Annotated in this window: 12 protein-coding genes; 6 read left to right on the top strand and 6 right to left on the bottom strand. The window is 42.9% G+C overall.

Annotated elements, in window-relative coordinates; all coding sequences use genetic code 11:
• Positions 1 to 79: 79 nt before the first annotated feature.
• The 4 genes from CWC11_RS14300 to CWC11_RS14285 all read right to left on the bottom strand — a co-directional run bounded on the left by CWC11_RS14300 (position 80) and on the right by CWC11_RS14285 (position 7,503).
• Entirely contained in the window at positions 80 to 2,515 is a 2,436-nt protein-coding gene (locus CWC11_RS14300) for a TonB-dependent receptor (RefSeq protein ID WP_138683241.1), read from the bottom strand.
• Between the two features lie 212 nt (positions 2,516 to 2,727).
• The gene (locus tag CWC11_RS14295; RefSeq protein WP_171038433.1) at positions 2,728 to 4,467 is read right to left on the bottom strand and encodes a solute:sodium symporter family transporter; all 1,740 of its coding nucleotides are present in this window, start codon (positions 4,465 to 4,467) and stop codon (positions 2,728 to 2,730) included.
• A gap of 110 nt (positions 4,468 to 4,577) precedes the next feature.
• Positions 4,578 to 6,638 (bottom strand): glycoside hydrolase family 31 protein, encoded by a 2,061-nt coding sequence (locus CWC11_RS14290; RefSeq protein ID WP_138683240.1) that lies wholly within the window; start codon positions 6,636 to 6,638, stop codon positions 4,578 to 4,580.
• A gap of 94 nt (positions 6,639 to 6,732) precedes the next feature.
• Positions 6,733 to 7,503, bottom strand: coding sequence for a sulfite exporter TauE/SafE family protein (locus CWC11_RS14285; RefSeq protein ID WP_249330744.1), 771 nt, complete (start codon positions 7,501 to 7,503; stop codon positions 6,733 to 6,735).
• A 170-nt stretch (positions 7,504 to 7,673) separates the two neighbouring features.
• Between CWC11_RS14285 and CWC11_RS14280 the strand changes: the two genes are divergently transcribed.
• The 6 genes from CWC11_RS14280 to CWC11_RS14255 all read left to right on the top strand — a co-directional run bounded on the left by CWC11_RS14280 (position 7,674) and on the right by CWC11_RS14255 (position 12,994).
• Positions 7,674 to 8,423 (top strand): GntR family transcriptional regulator, encoded by a 750-nt coding sequence (locus CWC11_RS14280; RefSeq protein ID WP_058547765.1) that lies wholly within the window; start codon positions 7,674 to 7,676, stop codon positions 8,421 to 8,423.
• Positions 8,424 to 8,637: 214 nt separating this feature from the next.
• On the top strand, positions 8,638 to 9,600 hold the full coding sequence (locus CWC11_RS14275; RefSeq protein WP_138683239.1) for an aldo/keto reductase: 963 nt from the start codon (positions 8,638 to 8,640) through the stop codon (positions 9,598 to 9,600).
• A 9-nt stretch (positions 9,601 to 9,609) separates the two neighbouring features.
• Complete coding sequence (locus tag CWC11_RS14270) at positions 9,610 to 10,605, top strand: TauD/TfdA family dioxygenase (RefSeq protein ID WP_138683238.1); 996 nt, start codon at positions 9,610 to 9,612, stop codon at positions 10,603 to 10,605.
• The gene (locus CWC11_RS14265) at positions 10,605 to 11,609 is read left to right on the top strand and encodes a YeiH family protein (protein ID WP_138683237.1); all 1,005 of its coding nucleotides are present in this window, start codon (positions 10,605 to 10,607) and stop codon (positions 11,607 to 11,609) included. The genes CWC11_RS14270 and CWC11_RS14265 overlap by 1 nt, the downstream gene beginning before the upstream one ends.
• Before the next feature lie 70 nt (positions 11,610 to 11,679).
• Entirely contained in the window at positions 11,680 to 11,925 is a 246-nt protein-coding gene (locus CWC11_RS14260; protein ID WP_004586033.1) for a DUF3297 family protein, read from the top strand.
• 166 nt (positions 11,926 to 12,091) lie between these two features.
• Entirely contained in the window at positions 12,092 to 12,994 is a 903-nt protein-coding gene (locus CWC11_RS14255) for a homocysteine S-methyltransferase family protein (protein WP_138683236.1), read from the top strand.
• A gap of 176 nt (positions 12,995 to 13,170) precedes the next feature.
• Here the strand turns inward: CWC11_RS14255 and CWC11_RS14250 are convergent, their stop codons facing one another.
• Together CWC11_RS14250 and CWC11_RS14245 are read right to left on the bottom strand one after the other, a co-directional pair.
• Positions 13,171 to 14,004 (bottom strand): alpha/beta hydrolase, encoded by an 834-nt coding sequence (locus CWC11_RS14250; protein WP_138683235.1) that lies wholly within the window; start codon positions 14,002 to 14,004, stop codon positions 13,171 to 13,173.
• Between the two features lie 133 nt (positions 14,005 to 14,137).
• Positions 14,138 to 14,554, bottom strand: a complete 417-nt coding sequence (locus tag CWC11_RS14245; protein ID WP_138683234.1) for a MerC domain-containing protein — start codon at positions 14,552 to 14,554, stop codon at positions 14,138 to 14,140.
• Between the last annotated feature and the right edge of the window lie 56 nt (positions 14,555 to 14,610).

The raw sequence follows: 14,610 nt of genomic DNA, 5'->3' as shown, positions 1-14,610 counted from the left end.
TACAAAAAAAAGACACAAAAAAGCGCAGCGGTTAAACGCTGCGCTTGTTGTGACCAATACAAGGGATGTATTTATTAAATTAAAAACGCGCCTTAAACGATACGCCAAAGTAGCGCTCTGCATCACGCGGAATTTGGTAACGGAAGTTGTCGCCACTGTAGGTTGTTGCGTAGCTTTCGTCGGTTAAGTTTTTAGCAATAAGCGATACTCTAAATGCATCATCTTTAAACGATAAACCTACACTTGCGTTTAAAATGCCGTAATCTGGCAGTAACGACGCAGGATTAAACTCGCCTACATTATCTGGCAAGTCTGAGTATTGCTCGTCGGTGTAAATGTATGAGCTATTTATATGAACGTTAAAGCCATGCTCAGTTTCAATAAAGTAGTCAGCTGTTAGTGAGTATTTTAAATCTGGCGAAAATGGGACATCTAAACCTGAACGATCAGTACATGAGCCAGCCGCTACTTCTGCCGGACAATTAAACTCGTCAATTTCGGCTTTAATATAAGCTACGCCACCGGTAAATGTAAGTGAGTCGGTTGCAGCCCACATAAAGTCAACTTCAACACCTTGCGTGCTTACATCGCCCGCGTTTGTTAAGCGGGTAATACAGGTGCCGTCTGAACAGTCAAAGTTGTTAGCTTGAAAGCCTTCAATTTCTGTTCTGAAAAGTGCCATGTTAAACACAAACTCGCGGCTTGCGTATTTGTAACCAATTTCGTAAGCGTCAGACTCTTCTGGCGATATTTCGCGGCTGTCGGTGTCAGGGTTAAAGTTGTAATAAATATTAAAACCAGGCCCTTTGTAACCTTGCGAGTAAGTACCGTATACCATTTGGCCATCGCCTAAATCGTATTGCATACCTAAACGGCCCGATACGTTGGTTTCTTCTGCTTTGCCTGCATCGTCAGTATTTAGTGTTGCTGGGCGTACGCCAACACCGGTACGGCCATATACATCGTTACTTACACGGCGATGCGTGTACGACACTTCGTCGTCGGTGTAGCGAATACCAAATAGTACGCGTAAATCTTCAGATAAATCGTAAGTACCATCGGCAAAGGCTGCCCAGTTGTTAAACTCAGTGCTCATGTATGCGGTTGCCGATACAATATCGTTAGCGTTACAGCTAACACCTAAACCTTGTGCGTAACCATCTAAATCGGCAAGTGCGGCATCAAGCTCTGCGCCCGATAGGTTGTTTTGCGCGTAATTCGCCATTGCAGCATCTAATTGGCCACCGTTATTTTGACAACTCGCATCACGAGTAAAGTTACGTTGTGAGTCCATGTTCCAGTAAAATAAACCAGCAACATAGTTAAACGGGCCTGCAAGGTTAGAGGTGACTCTAAATTCTTGCGAAAACTGATCCCATTGCTGTGCACCTAAATCGTGTAGTTGAAACGGTGCGCCAAATACCGGTTCGTTACTGTCGCCAGCAATCGAGGTAAAGTCGCCTTCGCGGTATTCTGTGTTATCCCACGAGCGCTGTGCAGTAATTGAAGTATACGTGTAATCGCCAATGGTTTTATCAACCTGTACCGAAAACGCGCTATGTTCATCAATAGTGCGCGACTCGTAATCGTGATCCACTTTGCGCTGTTCTAGGTCAATATCGGCTACGCCATCAACAATGCCGTTACTGTTTGGCGCTGCTTGCGAATCTGGATTACGGCCACTTGGTAGGGCTTCTAAATCGGCACAACAGTCGTCATCTGCGTTATAAAATTCAGCTATAAATTTTACGCTTAAATCATCTTCTGGCTCGTATTTAAATACGGCGCGTGCACCTTCGCGGTCATAGCCGTTTACTTTTTCGTTGTTGTAAACGTTATCAATGTAGCCATCAAACTTACCTTTAAATACGGTTAAGCTTGCTGCTAAATCGTCGGTTAAACCGCCACTTACAACACCTTTAAATCGGTATTCGTTATCTTGATAAAACGAGGTTTCTACGCTGCCGGTTGTATCGTACGAAGGATCTTTTGTCGTTATGTTTACCACACCCGCAGAGGCATTTTTACCAAACAAGGTACCTTGTGGGCCGCGCAGTACTTCAATGCGGTCTACATCATATAAATCGGCAAAGGCTTGACCAGAGCGGCCAAGTACCACGCCATCAACTACAGTGGCCACACTTGGCTCAGCGGCAATACTAAATGAAATAGTACCAATACCGCGTACCGTTAGCGCTGAGTTACGGGTTGTGGTGCCTTTTCTAAAGCTCACCGAAGGCACAAGTGACTGTAAGCCTTCCATGTTATTAGCAAATGCAGAGTCAATCTGATCACCATTAAGCACTGATACCGCAAGCGGCACTTCACTTAAGCTTTGCGTTCGCTTTTGCGAGGTAACTACTATTTTTTCAAATGAATCGTTTGTAGCTTCTGCTGTTTTTTGTTGTTCTTGCTCGGCTTGCTCTTGCTGCGCGTGTACTTGCGTGCTTAGTGCTAAACCGGTTGTCATTGCTAACGTGACTGCCAAGCTTAAGACGGACTTTTTAGCTCTCATGTCATTCTCCATATTGTGCGTGTGTGCTGTGTGGTACCGCGCTAGCAATTGTGTGGGTTGCTAATAAAGCGGTGTCAGTGTGTTGAAATACTTTTCTTATACGCTCTTATGTCTTATACAAGAGCTTTAAACTTAAACAAACAATCTTCTAAATGCAATCATTATGTGAATAATTTGTAATTTTAAATTTATATACAGAATATAAAGCCGCGTTATACGGCTTTAGTAACGCCAATATGCGCTAGGCTATTTTCGTAGCGTGAGTGCCAACGGCGTACACTCCACCAGCTAAGTACAAAGGCGCTAGTCCAAACAGCAACTAAGCTTGGTATAAAGTACACGCTAGTACCACCCACAAGCCCAAGCGGAGAAAACAGTATGTACAGGCTTACAATTAAGCTTACTAATACAATGGCGCAAGGTAGCGCGTATTTCCAAGGGCTTAAGTTTACCTCTGCTTTACGGGTAAATACCCAAGGTGTTGCAAGGGGTTTGTAGTAACCAATACTCAACATAATCGCGAGTTCTATAAAGAACAAAATGGCGTAAATATGGATAAAGTTAATGTCTACGTCCCACACAAATTTAAGCAAGGTGTAGGCAATAATATGGAAGATAATGGCTACTTTAGCGCCCAGTGCAGGCACTTTGCGGGTAAACAAACCCACTAATACAATTGTGATGACCGGAATGTTATAAAAGCCTGTAAATACACGAATAATGTGCCATAAACCTTCTGGTGCAAACATCAGTAATGGCGCAGTAATAAACGACAATATAGCAATTACAATACTGGTAATTTTGGCCACTTTAATTAGCTTTTCATCGCTTACTTTGTCTTTTTTCATTGGTTTGTAAACATCTAAACAAAACAATGTGGCAGCACTATTTAGCAGTGAATTAAACGAGCTAAATACCGCACCTAGTAGCACCGCTAAAAAGAACCCAGATAAGTATTGAGGCAGTACATCTTTAACTAAATGTGGGTAAGCTAAATCAATGGTTTGTAAGCTTTCGTGCTTGTAAAGATGATAAGCAATAACGCCTGGGATCATCATCATAAAGGGCACTAGCACTTTAAAGTACCCTGAAAACAACACGCCCTTTTGGCCTTCTACTAAGTTTTTAGCGCCCAATGTACGCTGGATCACGTACTGATTTGTGCCCCAGTAAAATAAATTAGCGAGGATCATACCGGTAAAAATGGTGCCAAATGGCACGGGATCTTCACTGCTACCAATGGCGTTGAGCTTTTCGGTATCGGTGTTTACAAGTGTACTTAGGCCATCAGCAAAGTTGCCATCGCCAAGGGCAATAAGCCCTAGTGTAGGAACTAAAATACCAATAATTAATAACCCAACACCGTTAATAGTATCTGATACTGCAACCGCCTTTAAACCGCCAAATACCGCGTAAATAGCGCCCACAGAGCCTACTGTAATAATGGTTACAATTAAGCTTGCTTGGTAGCTCATATTTAATAAGGTAGGTACATCAAACAGCCTAAGAACGGCGATTGATCCTGAATACAAAACAGAAGGGATCGTTATAAAACAATACCCTACCATAAATAAGATCACCGTCATGCGGCGTACGGTATCGTCAAAACGATCCCGTAAAAATTCAGGTAAGGTAGAAAACGCACCGGCTAAATAGCGCGGTAAAAAGATCAGCGCCATTATAATGGTTGATACCCCAGCTGTTACTTCCCACGCCATAGAGCTTAGGTTGTAACCATACGCTGAGCCATTAAGGCCAATAAGCTGCTCGGCCGATAAGTTAGTGAGGATCATTGACCCCGCTATAAATGTACCTGTTAAACCACGCCCCGCTAAAAAGTAGCCGTCTTGGGTGTTAACTTCCCCTTTGGTTTTTTGGTACGAGATATATCCTACTAGCGCCATAAACGCCAAGCACGATAGCAGTGTCATGGTAATGTTCATACCTTCCATCTTGCGCCCCTTTTAGCTTACTTTACTCGGTAAAAAGTAAGCTAATATCTTTATTATTGTGTGTGTTACGTGTGTTGTGTGTGTTGTGTGTGTTTGCTATTTACCGAGTTTTATTTTGGCCATGCTGTTAGCTGGCTCATGTCTTGTTCTGTGTGTTGAACATCTGGGCCTAGCATTAGCGTATCGCCTTTACGAACAAACACGGCCATTTGTGTAAGCTCTAGTGTTTCTTCGTAATACTTTCCGCCTTGGTACGTTTGTGCATCAGGGAAGCGCACCCACTCGCCTTGTGGTAAATAAAATTTAACTTTACCGTTTGGTACTACACATGGCACCACAAGGAGTTTTTCGCCGCACATAAATTGCTGATCAAAACTATGTGCCAGTACGTCATCAGGAAATGCCAGTGCCATAGCACGCTGAATAGGCAGCCCTGTTTGCTGCGCTTGCTCTGCACACGCTTGTAAGTACGGAATTAACTGATAGCGTAATTTAAGCGCTGCAAATACTGCGTCACTTGCTTGCTCGGTGTATGACCACGGTTCGCGTGGGCCAATACCATGTAAGCGCATATGCGCACTAAATACCGATGCTTGCGCCCAGCGTACATAAAGCTCTGCATCGCGGGTATCTTTGTAAAAACCGCCAATGTCGGTTGCAAAAAATGGCCCGCCCGACATGCCCCACGCTAAGCTGCCGCGAATGCTCGCCGCTAAACCTTGCCAATCGGCCTGTGGGTCACCGCCCCATTGTGCAGGGAATCGTTGGCTGCCTGTCCATGCAGATCGGCTAAACAAAAATGGCCCTGTTTTACAGTATTTTTCGGCGGCTTCATAAACGCAGCGGTTGTATAACATGCTATAAACGTTGTGTAGTCTTATGCCGCTGTCGCCACTGTGCGATACCATATTTTCGTCTTCTAGCTGTTCGCCAAAGTCTGCTTTTATCATATCTACGCCAAGCTCAAACAATGGCTTGTGCGATTCGAGCCAGTATTCGTAAGCGTCGGGGTGAGTAAAATCTAAAATACCCGACTCAGGTAATGGCGTAAGTACTTCGCCAAATGGGCTTAAATCCCACTCGTATTGATACGCTTTACCTGTGCGTTTGTCTTTTATTAGCCAACCGTTTTCGGCCGCTTTAGCAAATAATGGGTTGTTTACCGAGATCATCGGGTATTCCCACACACAAATTTTAAAATCCATGGCTTTTAGTTCATCAAGCACAGGTTTAGGGTCGGCGTAACGTGTTGGATCCCATTCAAAGGCAAAGCGAGTGTCGGTGTCTTGCCATGCACGGCCATCAAGAGTTATTACATCGCACGGCATGTTTTTAGCGCGTACTTCGCGGGCTACACTTAATAGCTCGTCGGCATCTTTGTAATATGCTTTTGATAAAATAACACCAAAGCTCCACTGCGGTGGTACCGGTGCAAAACCAGTTAGCTCGCAGTAGCTATTAATACTTTGTGCAGGCGTTTGCTCTTGATATAAAAATACATCTAGCGCGTCGTCTTCTACTAAGCACACGTAAGCGCGTTGCGACCAAAGCGCGTAACCTACACCATGTGTAACAGGCGCTGGCGTGTGTACAAATAAGTTCCAACCTTCTGGGCTCCAAGCGTATGGCGTATTTTTATATGATTTTTCGGCGTTGACGCCCAGTGCATCGTGGTTGTATGAGCGAATAAGTTGGCCGCGTTTATCAAGCTTGCCCCACTTTTCGCCAAGGCCGTAAACGGCTTCGTCGTAATTAAGCTCTAGGCTTAAAATCCAGCCGTTATCGGTTTTAGCCAGTGGCGGTAAGCGGTGCTGGCGCACAAAGTGGCCATCGGTTGCTGATTGCTGTACTAATTTATCGTTTTTATAAAGCTTAAAGTAAAAAGGGTCGCTGTAAAATTCTAAGCGGTACTCACCGGCTGTGGCTTCAAAGCCTTGGTCTAATTTATTAAGTGATAGCGGTAAGTTAGAAGGGGTAGTGGTTAATATTTTAAACGTCTCGTCATGCGTGGAGCCTGCATTTAAACGTAAACCAAACTGGCTTATGGTAACGCTAACCTCGCCAAATTGAGTCGGTAAAGCTAGCACATGGCCTTGTAACTTAGGCTCTGCAGTTAAGCGTGCTGGCTCTATTGCGTTCCAATCTGGCTCACGTAATTCAAATGCATTCATGGGAGTTCCTTAACCAATTATTAGTCTTGTATAAGACACAAGTTAAATAATAGTAATCCCCATGTCAACGTAAATAAACTCAAGTTAAGTTAATTTACGTTACTAAACCCGGTGCCGATGTAGCCACCAGCGATACACCACTTAAGCCAAGCAATGTAATTGCTATTATACGAATCCATTTTGCATCAACGTAAGGCGTTAATTTACGGGCAAAGTGTGTAACTAAAAGCACAAGAGGTATGGCCGCTGCAATTAAAAACATAATGTCGAGCTCGGGTAAGGTGCCAAATAATGCAATACCTACACGTACTAAGCCACCAATGGTAAATACCGCTAGTAACGTGCTGCGTATGGCCTCAATAGACCAGCTTTGTTTATAGCACTGAAAAACCAGCGGCGGCCCCGAGGTTGAAAACAGCCCGCCCAATAACCCACTTACACCGCCTGCAATTAAAAATGAGCTACTACTGCTTTGTTTGTTGGCTCTTTCACGACCAATTAGCATTAAGCCACAACATAGCAAAATACTAATACCTAAAATAAAGTTTAAAAATTGCGTTAAATGCGACGACATATATTCAAGCAGTATAAAACCTATCAGCATTAGCGGAATGCCGGTATACAACATTAGTTTAAGCTCGGGTACTTTTACCGAGCTGCGGTTTTTAACCACCACAGTTGTGGAGTTAACCAAACCCAATAAGCTCACTAAAAATGTAGTCGCGGTGAGCGGTAAAACATCTAGCAGCGTAAAACTGGCAACCACCAGCAATCCAAAGCCAAACCCGCTAAGCGTTTGCATTATGGTGGCAAGGCTTAGGCACAGCGCCATAAGCAATATGAGTTCTAACGAAATACTGAGCACTTTAAATTTCCTAGATGTGCGCTATTGTAGTGTAACGATTTGTTTTTAGGCATAATGTAAAAACAAACTGTATTGCAATAGTTCACAATTAATTGAGCTTGCGCAAAACTGCGCAAAAAGTTTCACCTATGATATAAATACAGGTGGATTATATTTAATGGTAAATAACAATGAGTAACTCTATGTTTGATCACAAATTAAGTGGCCCAAGCTTGGCTTTTCAACCACTTTACTTACAAGTGGCTGATTATATTAAACAGCTCATTGTAGAAAGACGCTGGGTTCCTGGCGAGGCATTACCAAGCGAATTTCGCCTTGCTGAAGAATTTAATGTAAGCCAAGGCACTGTTCGTAAAGCACTTAATTTATTAACTGACGATAAAATAGTTACTCGCCGCCAAGGTGTTGGTACGTTTGTATCTGAGCATACCGCGCAAGATGCCCTGTTTAGGTTTTTTCCGCTACAGGCCGATGGTAAAGGCGCCGACCTACCTAAAGCCGAGCTGTTATCGGTTGAGCTTTGCCCTGCACCACAAGATGTTATTGATGCCCTGCAACTTAATAAAAAAGACAAAGTCACTAAGCTTGTGCGCAGACGTATTCTCGATAATGAATTTTGTATGAGCGAAACTATATACCTACCGCAAAGTTTCTTTCCTGATATACATCAAAGTAGCGATATTCCGCATACATTGTACCATTACTACCAAACCAAATTTAACCAAACTGTACATAAAACCCAAGACAGCATTAAAGCCGTATTAGCAGATGAAACCGACGCTAAACTACTTGCGATTAAAGCAGGCGAGCCACTTTTATTAGTATCGCGCATTACCGAATCAATCGAAGGTAAACGCATAGAATACCGTTTAAGCCGATGCCGTAGCGATCATTACCACTACCAAATTGAACTTGATTGATTCACTGCGTTTAACCGCTAATTATTTATATTAGCGCACACTTATTAAATATTTTTTAAAGGCAGCAAACGCTGCCTTTTTGCTGCCTGCAGGTTTTTTAACTTAACCATTTACGACTTTAACGTTAACACGGTGTTGACACTGTTAGATTCGTATAATAACTTATGTCTTATACAAGACCTAAGTCATTATGCAATTTTAACAGGAATTCCCAATGAGTTCATTAAATAACATCCCTCCAGTAGGGTTCGGTTTATGGAAAGTAGCACAAGAAGATTGTGCACAAACGGTATACCAAGCCATTAAAGCAGGCTACCGCCACCTTGATTGCGCATCAGACTACGGCAACGAAGAACAAGTTGGCGATGGCATAGCCCAAGCAATTAAAGACGGCCTGTGTACTCGCGAAGAATTATGGGTTACGTCAAAACTATGGAATACCTTTCATGCGCCAGAGCATGTAGAGCTAGCTATTGACAAAACCTTGAGCGATTTAAAGCTCGAGTACCTCGACTTATACTTAATTCACTTTCCGATTGCACAAACGTTTGTACCAATCGAAACACGCTACCCGCCAGAATGGTTTGTAGACCCAGATGCACAAAACCCACAAATGGAACTGGCAAAAGTGCCTCTGCATTTAACGTGGCAAGCAATGGAAGAGCAAGTACATAACAACAAAGCAAAACGCATTGGTGTGTGTAACTACTCAAGCGCATTACTTCACGATTTAATGACCTACGCCACAATTAAACCAGCCATGCTGCAAATTGAGTCGCACCCTTATTTAACGCAAGAGCGACTAGTAAGGCTTGCCAAACAGTACGATATTCCGGTTACTGCGTTTTCACCGCTCGGTGCGCTTTCGTACCTTGAGCTTGAAATGGCCGATCAAACAGAGTCGGTACTTGAGCAAAGCGTAGTAAAAGCTGCGGCGCAAAACCATGGCAAAACGCCAGCACAAGTTGTGCTGCGCTGGGGCGTGCAACGCGGCACTGCCATTATTCCTAAAACCTCTAAATTTGAACGCATGAAAGAAAACCTCGCGCTGTTCGACTTTGAACTAACAGAACATGAAATGGCGCAAATTTCTGCGCTTAATAGCAACCGCCGTTTTAACGACCCAGGGCACTTTTGTGAAGCTGCCTTTAACCGTTTTCACCCTATTTACGATTAGGATAATAAAATGTCAGCTACCGAACTTAACTATGCCCAAGTGCCTACTCAATTAACGTTTGATGACTCGGTTTTTCCGTGCATTGTAGTTAATAACAATAACGCCAGCACCGTTGAAGAAGCGGTAGCTTTTATTCGCGCTCATAAAAACGAGTTGGCTAAAAAACTACGCAGCTCAGGCGCTGTATTGTTTAGAGGCTTTCCTGTTAATAGCGCCGAAACATTTGATACATTTTCAGCGGGGTTTGATTACGACAACTTTACGTACCAAGAGTCGCTATCTAACGCGGTACGTATTAATTTTACCGAGCGTGTATTTACTGCTAACGAAGCACCCAAAGATGTAGAAATTTACCTTCATCACGAAATGGCACAAACACCTATTTCGCCAAGTAAGCTGTTCTTTTTTTGTAAATCGGCAGCTGAGGAAGGCGGCGCGACACCGCTTTGTCGCTCAGATAAATTATTTAGCGCATTAAAGCAATTTGATAACCAATTAGCCGATGACTTTGAGCAAAAAGGCTTAAAGTACACCACTTATATGCCCGCAGCCGACGATGCAACATCGGGCCAAGGCCGCAGCTGGAAAAGCACCCTAAGCGTTGAAACCAAAGACGAAGCGCACAGCAAACTTACCGAGCTAGGTTACGAGTGGGAATGGCTAGAAGATGGCTCTTTAAAAGCAATTACTCCGGTTTTACCTGCGGTAGTTACGCTTGAAAACGGCGTACAGGTTTTTTATAACCAACTTATTGCCGCTTACATGGGCTGGAAAGGCGTACGCGAAAATCCATCGGTTGCCATTACCTTTGGCGATGGCAGCGCCATTCCTAAACAAGGGCTTGAAAAAATTGTTGAGCTATCAAAAGACTATACCTTTGATTTAGCCTGGCAAGATGGCGATGTAGCCTTAGTTGATAACGAAATGGCCATGCATGGCCGCCGCCCATTTACTGGCGAGCGCAAACGCCAAGTACTTGTAGCCCTTACTGCAGCCAACGCCTAATGCAAAACTTAAGTGGTGCACTAAAAGTAAAAATTTCCCCGTTATGGCAAGGTGCCAGCATTGCTGCAATGACTGGCCTTGCCGCTTTATTTTTAAGTGAGCACTATGGCGCACCCGCTATGCTGTTTGCTTTATTATTAGGTATGGCGGTGTCGTTTTTATATCAAAGTGATAGCCCATGCGCTAAAGGCATAGACTTTACTGGCACCACGGTTTTACGCGTAGGCATTGTTTTACTTGGCACACGTATAGCACTGGGCGATTTGGTTACATTGGGCTGGCAAACAGCCCTAATGCTAGCTGGCGCTATATTTACCACCATTATTTTGGGCGTAATACTTGCCCGAGTGTTTGGTTTGCAAAAACGCTTTGGCGCACTCACCGGTGGATCAGTGGCTATTTGTGGTGCATCGGCAGCACTGGCTATTTCATCTATTATGCCCAACAGCGAGCATAAAGAGCGTGATACGTTACTTACCGTAATTGGCGTAACGGCCATGTCGACCATTGCAATGATTTTATACCCTATTGTGGTTAACTACCTTGAATTTGATGCGCATAACGCAGGGGTATTTTTAGGGGGTACCATCCACGATGTAGCCCAAGTAGTCGGTGCGGGTTATTCGGTATCGCCCGAAACTGGCGATATAGCAACACTTACCAAACTAGTACGAGTGGCCATGCTGTTGCCAGTAGTACTTATTATGATGGTTGTTATTAATCGCTCAAATAAAGGGAACCATGGCGAGTTGCCAAAAGTACCCGGGTTTTTAATTGGCTTTGTTATTTTAATGCTTATTAACAGCACCTTTAACCTACCAGCTATCGTGCTCGAAACCGCTAACGAGCTTTCTCGATTCTTTTTAATTGCCGCCATAGCCGCCATTGGTATGAAAACAAACTTAGGCAAACTCACCGAGGTAGGCTTAAAGCCAATAATAATGATTGTTGCTGAAACAATTTGGATAGCACTGTTAATACTTGGCTTTGTATTGTGTAGCTAAGCATTAAACCTTGAGCGTATTGAGTGGATTGCCTACAATAGCGCATCACTTTTTAATAAAGATTAAAACCATGACCGATTCAACAAAACCAGCATTACCTGATCAGCTTTCTATTAACCCACGTAGCAAGCATTACGTAGAAGAAGTGTTTGAACACGAAATTGGCGTAAGCTTAAATGGCAAAGAACGCTTTGACGTAGAAGAGTACTGCATTAGCGAAGGTTGGATTAAAATTGCCGCACCTAAAGCGCTAGACCGTCGCGGCCAACCTTTACTTATGAAAGTAAAAGGTACAGTAGAAGTATTTTATAAGTAAGCTAAACCTTACTTAAATAAGCGACTCTCCTACGAGATGTCGCTTTTTTTATACCCGATAAAAAGCATTGAGCTTTTTTCATGTTTAAGGTGACAAAGTTTCATTATGAATTTTAAAAAATTATGTTTGAATAGCGCCTTATCGTTTAGAAGTATAGAAGTCTGCAATGAATAAACTCACTATTTTAGATGGCGGCATGGGCCGTGAACTTAAACGCATTGGCGCACCGTTTACACAGCCACTATGGAGTGCACAAGCTCTAATAGAAGCCCCACATTTTGTAACGCAGGCTCACCAAGGTTTTATAGACGCTGGCGCTGAAATAATTACAGTTAATAGCTACGCTTGCGTGCCCTTTCATTTAGGTGAAGCACTATACCAAGCTCAAGGCGCAGCCCTAGCACAGCAAGCTGCCGTTATAGCAAAAGAAGTCGCTCAAAACGCAAAACAAAATGTATTAGTAGCAGGTTCATTACCACCCGCATTTGGCTCTTACCGCCCTGAACTATTTGAAAGCGAACGCGCATTTACTATTTTAGATACGTTATACAAGGCACAAGACGAGCACGTAGATTTATGGATTGGTGAAACCATATCGAGCATTGAAGAAGCGCACGTTATGGCAAGCGTACTTAAAGGCTCAAACAAGCCATGTTATTACGCATTTACTTTAAATGATGTGGTAAGCGAGCAAGCTAAACTTCGATCTGGTGAACTGGTAAGTGACGCAGTAGCGGCTTTGCTTGAACAAAATGTTGCGGGTATTTTCTTTAACTGCTCAATACCTGAGGTTATAGAGCAAGCCTTTAGTGATACTAACGCAGTATTAGCCAAGCAAAATAAAAGCGTTGTTTTAGGCGCGTTTGCTAATGGCTTTACACCCATTGCGCACGACTACAAAGCCAACGAAGGCTCGCAAGCGTATCGCGATATTTCGCCTTTAGAATACTTAGACTTTGCAAAAAAATGGCACAACCTAGGCGCAAGTGTTATTGGCGGATGCTGTGGTATAGGCCCAGAGTTTATTGAAGTATTAGTAAACTGGAAGCAGGAACTTGAAAGCGCTTAAGCTTTTAGTAATTTTTAGAGCTTATTGGCTACACCAATCGTGTTAAGTTATTAGGCATTTATAGCGACAGATAAATAGCGTGATAACAAGGCATAAATATCGACATGTAGTTGTTCTACATGAGAAATTTATAACGCTGTTAGCGCTCTATTTAGCACGCTAGAATGATTAAATATTTAAGTCGATTGGTGTACCCAATCAAGCCCTTGTATCGCCGTAGTAGGAAATGCGGTTGCATGGCTCGCTCCTTCAATAACAACGCTTTTTAGTTCAATATTGTCACTGCTAAGTGCATTAATTTTTTGCGTTAATTGCTTTGCCCCTTCCACCATATTTTGACCTTCACCAAAGCTTGGGGTCTCCTTTGCCCCTACCGATATATAAACCTTTGTAGGCAATTTCGGTTTATTTGCTTGCAGCGCTAAAATTGCATTGTTATTAAACCAAACTGATGGGCTGCCAATAATATAATTGTTAAATAAATCGGGCATCGTAAATAAAATAGTGGCACCAAATAACCCGCCTAAAGAGTTACCTATATAGGTTTTTTGTGTGCTACTTGCTCGGTAGTTACTTTGTATAAACGGCAGTACAGTATTTTTTAAAAACAGCGCGTGGTTTTGAGCGTTACCTGTTTGTTTTTTCCAGCTTTGAGCCTTACTTGGGGTGTAGTCTCTAATTCGGCTATTAGACCCTTTAGAGCCTTTTTCGTAACTAATGGCCACAATAATAGCCTGCTGCATTTTACCGCTATTCATAGGAAACCGCGTAGCTCCCGCCACAATAGGAAACGTATACGGTGCATCGGTTAAATAAATAACCGGATATATTTTTTCAGGGTGCTTTTTATATGACTTAGGGAGTTGAATAAAAACAGGATATACCCGATTGGTTACGGGCTCAGTGAGTTCTATAACGCTGCTTCTAGGGATTTGGTAGGGGGTATTTGCGCTTAATTTAAAACACATTAAAGCGCAAAGTAACAGCAAGTATTTTAAAGCAGTATTCATTAACCTAAGCCAAGCATAATAAACCAATACGGGATGACTACTTTAACCCACTTTTAGCTTTAGGCTATTAAAAAATAAACACTCGGGCTTGAAAGACAGTGCTACATGTTAGGTATTTGTAGCACTGATAACGCTAAGCTGCCTGATCAGACTCGGTGCCTGAACACGGGCATTTATCGTCACTCTTTTTAAGGCACTGTTGGTAATTAAACCAATGGGCTACAGCAATAAAAGCCGAGCCTATTAAAGTGAACGCTTTTTCGGCCACTTCATGCCCTAGTAATACAGCACATATCATAAAGGCTAGCCCAATTACGCCGCAAGCCATATAACGTAAACGTTTATGCTTTTTACAGCCTAAGCTTAATGCCAATAAACTGGTTGGCAGTACCGCCGCAAGAATCCATAAATGAAATTGTTCGCTATCTATTTGCAGTACAGCAAAGCTTGGCAATAACGCTAAAATAACCGGGGTTGCAAAACAATGTACTGTGCACATTAACGATAACCCAATCGCCATACGGTCCATAACACTCTGACTCGACTTCATTACTTCCTCTACTAATCAATTTTATAAACAACGGCTTTACGTTTTAAAAGGCATTT

Origin of the sequence: Pseudoalteromonas sp. S3178 (assembly GCF_005886985.1) — a bacterium.
Lineage (GTDB): Bacteria > Pseudomonadota > Gammaproteobacteria > Enterobacterales > Alteromonadaceae > Pseudoalteromonas > Pseudoalteromonas carrageenovora.
This window is presented reverse-complemented; position numbering and strand designations above follow the sequence as displayed.